The 6,654-nt window shown below is 63.2% G+C and carries 4 protein-coding genes; 3 read left to right on the top strand and 1 reads right to left on the bottom strand.

Features of this window, described 5'->3' with window-relative positions:
* Nucleotides 1-292 precede the first annotated feature (292 nt).
* The 3 genes from F560_RS0103525 (at nucleotide 293) to F560_RS0103515 (ending at nucleotide 4,981) form a co-directional block, all read left to right on the top strand.
* Nucleotides 293-2,059, top strand: coding sequence for a DEAD/DEAH box helicase (locus F560_RS0103525; RefSeq protein WP_019004329.1), 1,767 nt, complete (start codon nucleotides 293-295; stop codon nucleotides 2,057-2,059).
* Between the two features lie 917 nt (nucleotides 2,060-2,976).
* The gene (locus tag F560_RS0103520) at nucleotides 2,977-3,732 is read left to right on the top strand and encodes an ABC transporter ATP-binding protein (RefSeq protein WP_019004328.1); all 756 of its coding nucleotides are present in this window, start codon (nucleotides 2,977-2,979) and stop codon (nucleotides 3,730-3,732) included.
* On the top strand, nucleotides 3,725-4,981 hold the full coding sequence (locus F560_RS0103515) for an ABC transporter permease (RefSeq protein ID WP_019004327.1): 1,257 nt from the start codon (nucleotides 3,725-3,727) through the stop codon (nucleotides 4,979-4,981). Before F560_RS0103520 ends, F560_RS0103515 begins: the two co-directional genes overlap by 8 nt.
* 190 nt (nucleotides 4,982-5,171) lie before the next feature.
* Here F560_RS0103515 and F560_RS0103510 read toward each other — a convergent pair whose 3' ends face one another.
* Nucleotides 5,172-6,485 (bottom strand): aminotransferase class I/II-fold pyridoxal phosphate-dependent enzyme, encoded by a 1,314-nt coding sequence (locus F560_RS0103510; RefSeq protein WP_019004326.1) that lies wholly within the window; start codon nucleotides 6,483-6,485, stop codon nucleotides 5,172-5,174.
* Nucleotides 6,486-6,654: the final 169 nt, after the last annotated feature.

Raw genomic sequence — 6,654 nt, 5'->3', positions numbered from 1 at the left:
CGACGCTGCTACCGTCGGGCATGGGTTGCCGAAGGGAACAGCCAGCGGGTAAGAAGTTCGAGCGAGAGCCGGAGAAACAGACTTCAGATGTAGACGCAGCTACAGGAGTGAGACGAATTTCCCCGAATGGACCCTAAGTTCCATTGTCCGGAGACATGCCGGAAAGTCCAGTCCCTGACTGCAATTTTCAAAGGAGCTGGCTGGAAATTTTGAAGGCGGCTTCCAGTCCCCTTTGGGACTGGAAATAGACTCACAACTGCCTTCGAAAAATACTATACGAGGAGTTTGCGAGATGAACGAAACGCATCAATCGCCTGAAGGTTTGCAAGCCGCAGGGCAGGCGCCCGAAGCAGGACATGCAGGAGAGCCGCTGCCCGGCGGGCAACGTGAGGAAGGAGGAAAAACGGCGGGCTCCGAATCCGCCGCGCCCCGGGAAATGGCGAATCCCTTCGTTTCGCTGGGACTCGACCATCGCCTTGCCGGCAAGCTCGCCGAAGCGGGAATCGCGGAGCCGACGGAGGTGCAAGCGCAGGCTTGGCCGGAGCTGCTGTCCGGACGGGACGGCATTCTCCGCTCGCCGACGGGCTCGGGCAAGACGCTCGCGTATTTGCTGCCGCTGCTGCAGCGGCTCGATCCGGCCAAGCGAGAAACCCAGGCCGTCATCTTGGCGCCGACGCAAGAGCTGGCGATGCAAATCGTCCGGGTAGCGGAAACGTACGGCGAGCCGCTCGGCATCCGGACGGTCGCCTTAATCGGCGGCGCGGCGCTGTCGCGGCAGCTGGAGCGGATGAAAAGCAAGCCGCCGCTTGTCGTCGGGACGCCGGGACGGGTGCGGGAGGTGGCGCTTCGCAAGAAGCTGCCGCTGCACGCCGTCCGCATCGTCGTCGTCGACGAGACCGACCGCATCTTCTCGCTCGGCGGCAGAGCGGATGTCGAAGCGATTCTGAAAGGCGCGGCCGCGGACAGGCAGACGGTGTTCGTCTCCGCCACCCGTTCGGAAGCGATGCGGGAAGCGGAGACCCGCTGGCTGCGGCAGCCGTTCGAAGCGGATGCGGCTACGGAAGGGAAAGCGTCCGGTCTGCCGGAAACGATCGAACACTGGTACTTCGTCTGCGACCGGAGGGACAAGATCGACGTTGTCCGCCGGCTTGTCCGGTCGCTCCATCCGTCCTCCACGCTCGTCTTCGTCAACGATACCGATAAGATCGGAGAGCTGGTCGCCAAGCTCAGATACGAAGGCTTTGCCGCGGATGCGTTGTACGGCGACACCAGCGGCAGGGACCGGGGCGATGCCTTGCGCCGATTCCGGGAAGGACGGACGAAGCTGCTGGTCGCGACCGACGTTGCGGCAAGGGGGCTCGACATTCCGGGCCTGTCGCTTGTCGTCCAGTTCGAGCCGGCTTTGGACGCCGACCATTATGTGCACCGTGCAGGCCGGACGGGGCGGATAGGCCGGCCGGGCATTTCGGCGACGCTGGTCACGCCGCAGGAGAAGTTTATCGCCGCCAAGCTCGGCAAGAAGCTCGGCATCGCGTTCGCGGAGAAGGCGCTGCGCGAAGGACGGGTAATCGATGCGGCCGAGGCCCGGCGGCATCGCGCGGAGGCGGGGGACGGGCAATCGTCCCCCGGCCGCAAGCCGGCGCCGTCCGCCGGAAGCGGACGGCAGGCCGGAGCGCCCGAAGGCGGCAGCTCGGGCGCAAGGGGGCCGGGCGGCGCGGGCACGGCGGCGCCGGGGCGGATTGCAGCGCCGGGGCCGGCGGCAGTGCGCGCCCCGGGAAGCGCCGGGACGCACGCTTCGGGAAGAGCCGGGATACACGCTCCGGGAAGCGCCGGGACGTACGTCCCGGGACGAGCCGCGGGTGCGCCGGGCCGGGCCGGGTCGCATGCGCACGAGATGCATGCGCACGAGACGCATGCGCAAGGACGAACGGCCAATGCGCCGGGACGGACCGCCAAAAACAAGGCCGACCGGAAGAAAAAGAAAAAGGACAAGGACAAAGGGGCTCCCCGTTGGCTGAAGGAAAAACGTCAGGCGCAGCCTTCCGGCCCGGCGGAATAGCGGAAGCGGGAACGCCTGCCGCCTGACGCCGGCACCGGATTCATGTGTCCCGCTGACGTCAAGGGACTCTCCACGCGGGAGTGCGGCCGCATGATACGGATATGCACGTTAACGCCATGCGGCTACTTCGCGAACCCGGTGCGGCTGCGCCTTGACGCGTTGAGGCAATGCGCCCGTTTGGCGCCATATAGCCGTACTCCGTGAGCCCGGTTTGCCTGCATTTTGGCACGATGTATACGCTTGTTAGCACCGTGTAGCCGTACTTCGCGAACCCGGTGCGGCTGCGCTCTGATGCGTTGCGGCAACGTGCCCGTTTGGCGCCATATAGCCGTAACTCGACTAGGCTGATGCCGATTGCGCCCTACTCCCCCAGGCCCGGCGCGGGAAGCGCTCCGGAAGGCGCGCGGACGGGGGCAGAACCTGCCGCTGAAGGATGGACGCGGACACAGAATCCGCTATGTTTCGTCTTCACCGCGCCTTTTGCCTTTTTGCGGACAGGAGATCCGCTATTGTACCCGAAAGCCCAACTTTTGCACGAATTTTGATGAAATAGCGGATCCTGAGTCCGATCTGGCGGAACATCGGCCGTTTTTGGCAAGATTAAGGGAACTACGGTCCGTTGAGGATGATTGTTCCGAGGATGATCGTTGAAGCGATTGCCGATCGATACTCAGGTTTGAACATCTGCGAGATTGATTCACCCAAGTGATTAATCCATGCGCAAGGGTTTGATCGCGAGGCTGATCTATACGCGACTTCCGAAGAAATCCTCCACCCGCGTTATGCCGCGTGTCGTTTCATAGAGTCCCCGAGTCTCCCGGATTCGCACCTTCCGGCGTTAATCGCCGGATTTTTTGTGCCGTCCGGTTCGCTCAGGTATAATTCGGGTATGGAAAACGAAGCCAGGGGGATCTCGCATGACGCCTGCATTGGACATTCATCGGTTAACGGGGGGCTACAGCCGGCGCAAGCCGGTCCTGCACGGAGTAACGTTCGACGTCAAGCCGGGCGAGCTGGTCGGATTGATCGGGCTGAACGGAGCGGGCAAAAGCACCACGATCAAGCATATTCTGGGTCTGATGCTGCCTCACGAAGGGGAAGTGCGAATATCGGGCGTCCGGCTGGAGGACGATCGGGAGAAGTATCGTTCGTCCTGCGCGTATGTACCGGAGCAGCCTTCTCTTTTTCCCCATCTGACGGTTGCCGAACATCTGCGCTGGACGGCGATGGCGTATCGTCTGGAACCGAACGAAGCGGATCGGCGGATCGAGCGGCTGGCGGCTACGTTTCGCATGGACAAGGCGATGGACGCGCTGCCCGACACGCTGTCCAAAGGGATGAAGCAGAAGGTGATGCTCATGAACGCTTTGCTTGCCGCGCCTTCGCTGCTCATCATCGACGAGCCGTTTCTCGGGCTCGATCCGCTGGCGACCCGGGCGCTGGTCGGCGCGCTCGATGAGGCCAAATCCAACGGTTCGGCCATTTTGCTCAGCTCGCATATTCTGCCTGCGCTGGAACGCCGGGCCGACCGGCTCGTCGTGCTGCATCAAGGACGCATTATCGCGAAGGGAACGCCCGAGGCGGTAAAGGCGGCAGGCGGCGCCGATACGCTGGACGACGCGTTCGAAAAGCTGGTGCTGGCGGCCGAAGAAGGGGGCAAGCCCGGTGAGTGAAGGGCGTCGTTCCCGTTCGGAATTGCTGGCCCTTCGGGCCGGACGGGCAGCCGCTTTCCGCAACGAAATCGTTCCTTATTTTCGGTATGTGCTCCAAAGCGGCGGACTTGCGTTTGCTGCGCTGGCCATCGCCATCGTTTCGGGATATGTCCGTTTGCTGTCGGACATGCCCGCCGATTGGCCCGCCGCGGCCGTCGGCGTTGCCGCTTTGACGCTGGCCGCCTTCTATACTCCACTGCGCACCTATTTGCTGCCTTCGGACACGGTCTTCCTGCTGCCGCTGGAAAGGGATTTGCTGGACGCGGTCATCCGGCCGCAGGTCCGGAAAGCGGCCGTCGCGTCCGGCCTGCGGATGCTGGCCGCGTTCGCCGCGTTTGCGCCGTTGTACGTGCGGGCGCCCGAAACCGCAGCCGTGGCCGACGCGAGGCCGCTGTGGGGAGCCGGACTGGCGTTCGTCCTGCTTGGCGCGTGGAACGCCTGGACGGCGTGGGAGGAGCGCAGAGTCGCCGCCGTCTTCCTTCGGCGGCTGCTCCGCCTGATCCGCTTTGCGGCCAATGCCGCGATTGCGGCTGCTTTGCTGCTCAAGCCGTTCTGGCCCGCGGCGGCGTTCGCGGCGCTTGGCGCCGCGCTGCTCCTGGTCCTCGTCCGTCTGCCGCAGCGGCATAAGCTGCCATGGAATGCGCTGATTGCGGAAGAAGGAGCGGCGCGCCGGCGGTGGATGCGGTTTCTGGGCTGGTTCGTCGAGGTGAGAACGGAGGCGTCGCGTCCGGCCAAGCGACCGTGGGCGGCGTGGACGGCGGACATGCTGCCGCGGCGCAGCGAATACGCATGGCGCTATCTGTACGCCAAGACGCTGCTGCGCGGCGAGACGTTCGGCGCCTTCTGGCGCTGGAACGTCCTGATGGCGGCCATCGCCTTGTTCGCCTCCCGGCCGATCGTTGATCTTATCGTGTTCGCGGTCGGTGTCGCAGCGGGAGGCTTGCAGCTGACCGAGCTCGGCAGGGTGCGTTTCGCCGAGCATGCGGCGACCGTGCCGCTGCCCGCGGACAAGCGCCGGACCGGCGCGGCTTCCGTCGCCCGCGCGGCCGGCGTCGTTTCCTGCGTTTGGCTCTGGCTTGCTTCCGCGCTTGCGGCCCGGCCGTTCTCGTTCGGGATGTGGGCCGTCGCGCTGGCCGCGGGGCTGCTGTGGACGGGCTGGCTGCTGCCGCGGCGGATCGCCCGCCCGGATGCCGAGGACGATGAAGACTAGCGAAGGCGCGGAATGCGGAATAGATGCGGGGACCAAAACCCCGTCATGGCAAGAAGGACGGCCGACGGGCCGTTCCGCGCTTGCCTGCGCCCACGCGAACAGAACGTATGCCCGCTATACCCATGCCAAAACAGGTCAGGACCTAAAAAAGCCGCCGCGCTACTATCGCGCGGCGGCTTTGCCGTCCATATTACGTGCGGCTGGCTGCCCCGGCTTTGACATCCAGCACCGCTTGATAAATGCGGTCGAACAAATCTTCAAGATACGGCTCCTCGATGCAGGAGAAGGCGACGCGCAAATCGGTCGGGCCAAGCGCGATCGTGCCCACCTGATACTGGTCGAGCAACCGCTGGCGCACCGCCTCGGCGTCGGCCGTAAGCAGCTTCAGGCACATGAAGTAACCCGAATTGAACGGATAATACGTCCACTCGGCGCCGTATTTGCCGCTGTCCAGAAGCTGCTTCACCTTGTTGGCGCGCCTTTTCATGATCGCGAATTTCTCCGCTTTCTGGGCTTCGAAGTCGGGCGACTTCAGCGCATCCAGCACAAACGTCTGCGAAGGATGAGGGCCGCTCGAGATGGTGGCGCGGATGATGCCGAGCGTCTTTTGCTCCAGCGCCGCCAAAGCGGCTTCCGACGAACCGCCGTACGTAATGAAGCCGACGCGGAATCCCCACACGTATTCCTCTTTCGTCGCTCCGTCGACTTTGATCGGAAGTACGCGTTCGTGCAATCCGCACAGCCGTCCGAACAGCGATTCATGCACGGAGTCCTCGAAGAACAGGCCGAAGTACGCATCGTCGGTGACCGCCACGACGTTGATGCCCGCATCGGCCGCATCCTTGATGGCAGCGACGATCGCTTCGCATTCTTCCGTTCCCGGCGTGTACCCGGTCGGATTGTTCGGGAAGTTCAGCAGGACGATGGCCTTCCCTTTGTCCTTCTGCGCAAGCAGCGCGTCGCGGAGGCCGGCCGCGTTGAAGCGGTTGTCCTTGTCGTAAAGCGGGTATTCGACCATGACGGCGCCCCTGCGAACGCCGAACGTCAGCTCGTAGTTTTCCCAGTTTTTATCCGGCAAAATGACCGCGTCGCCCGCGTCGGCGAACAGGTCCGCCACGATGCTGAGACCGTGCGTCAGCGCGTTGGTGGCGATCGGAAGACTGATCGTCTTGCCTGCGATCGACGGATTTTCCTTAAGCATTTTATCGCGCCATACGGTCCTAAGCTCCGGCTTGCCCGCCGGAGGCGCATATTCGTAAATGTCCTTCGGATCGTAAGCGGACAGTTTGTCCTGGATCACCTTAAGGTGCATCGGCTTGCCGTTTTCCGTTGCGATGCCGATGGTGGCGTTGTAGGTTTTCGCCTTTTGCTTCGCTTCCGCGGATTGGCTTAAAATGCCGACTTTCGGAAAATAAATCGCCTTGCCTAACCCCGAGAGCATTTCGGCATAACGCGGCTGCTCCCGCTCGATCGTCTCGTTCAACTGCTGTGCGAGGGGGTTCATAACGTCCTTCCTTCCACAAATCGTGTTCGGCGTTTCGTCATCGCCATACGTTCGCAGTTATTATACACCATTGAGAGGGGAGCGTCACCGATCGCAGTCATTTCCGGGGAAAAAAGTGGGCGAAATCGGCAAGGGGTTCGCGTCCGGCGCGTTTTATTGACAAATAAAA

The sequence above is a fragment of the Cohnella laeviribosi DSM 21336 genome (assembly GCF_000378425.1).
Classification (GTDB): Bacteria; Bacillota; Bacilli; order Paenibacillales; family Paenibacillaceae; genus Cohnella; species Cohnella laeviribosi.
Note: the sequence above shows the minus strand (reverse complement) of the source record. Positions and strands in the feature narration are given on the sequence as shown.

Excerpts from the sequence above, each read along its gene's own strand:
- F560_RS0103525 (WP_019004329.1), top strand. The coding sequence starts at position 293 with ATGAACGAAACGCATCAATCGCCTGAAGGTTTGCAAGCCGCAGGGCAG.
- F560_RS0103520 (WP_019004328.1), top strand. The coding sequence starts at position 2,977 with ATGACGCCTGCATTGGACATTCATCGGTTAACGGGGGGCTACAGCCGG.
- F560_RS0103510 (WP_019004326.1), bottom strand. The coding sequence starts at position 6,485 with ATGAACCCCCTCGCACAGCAGTTGAACGAGACGATCGAGCGGGAGCAG.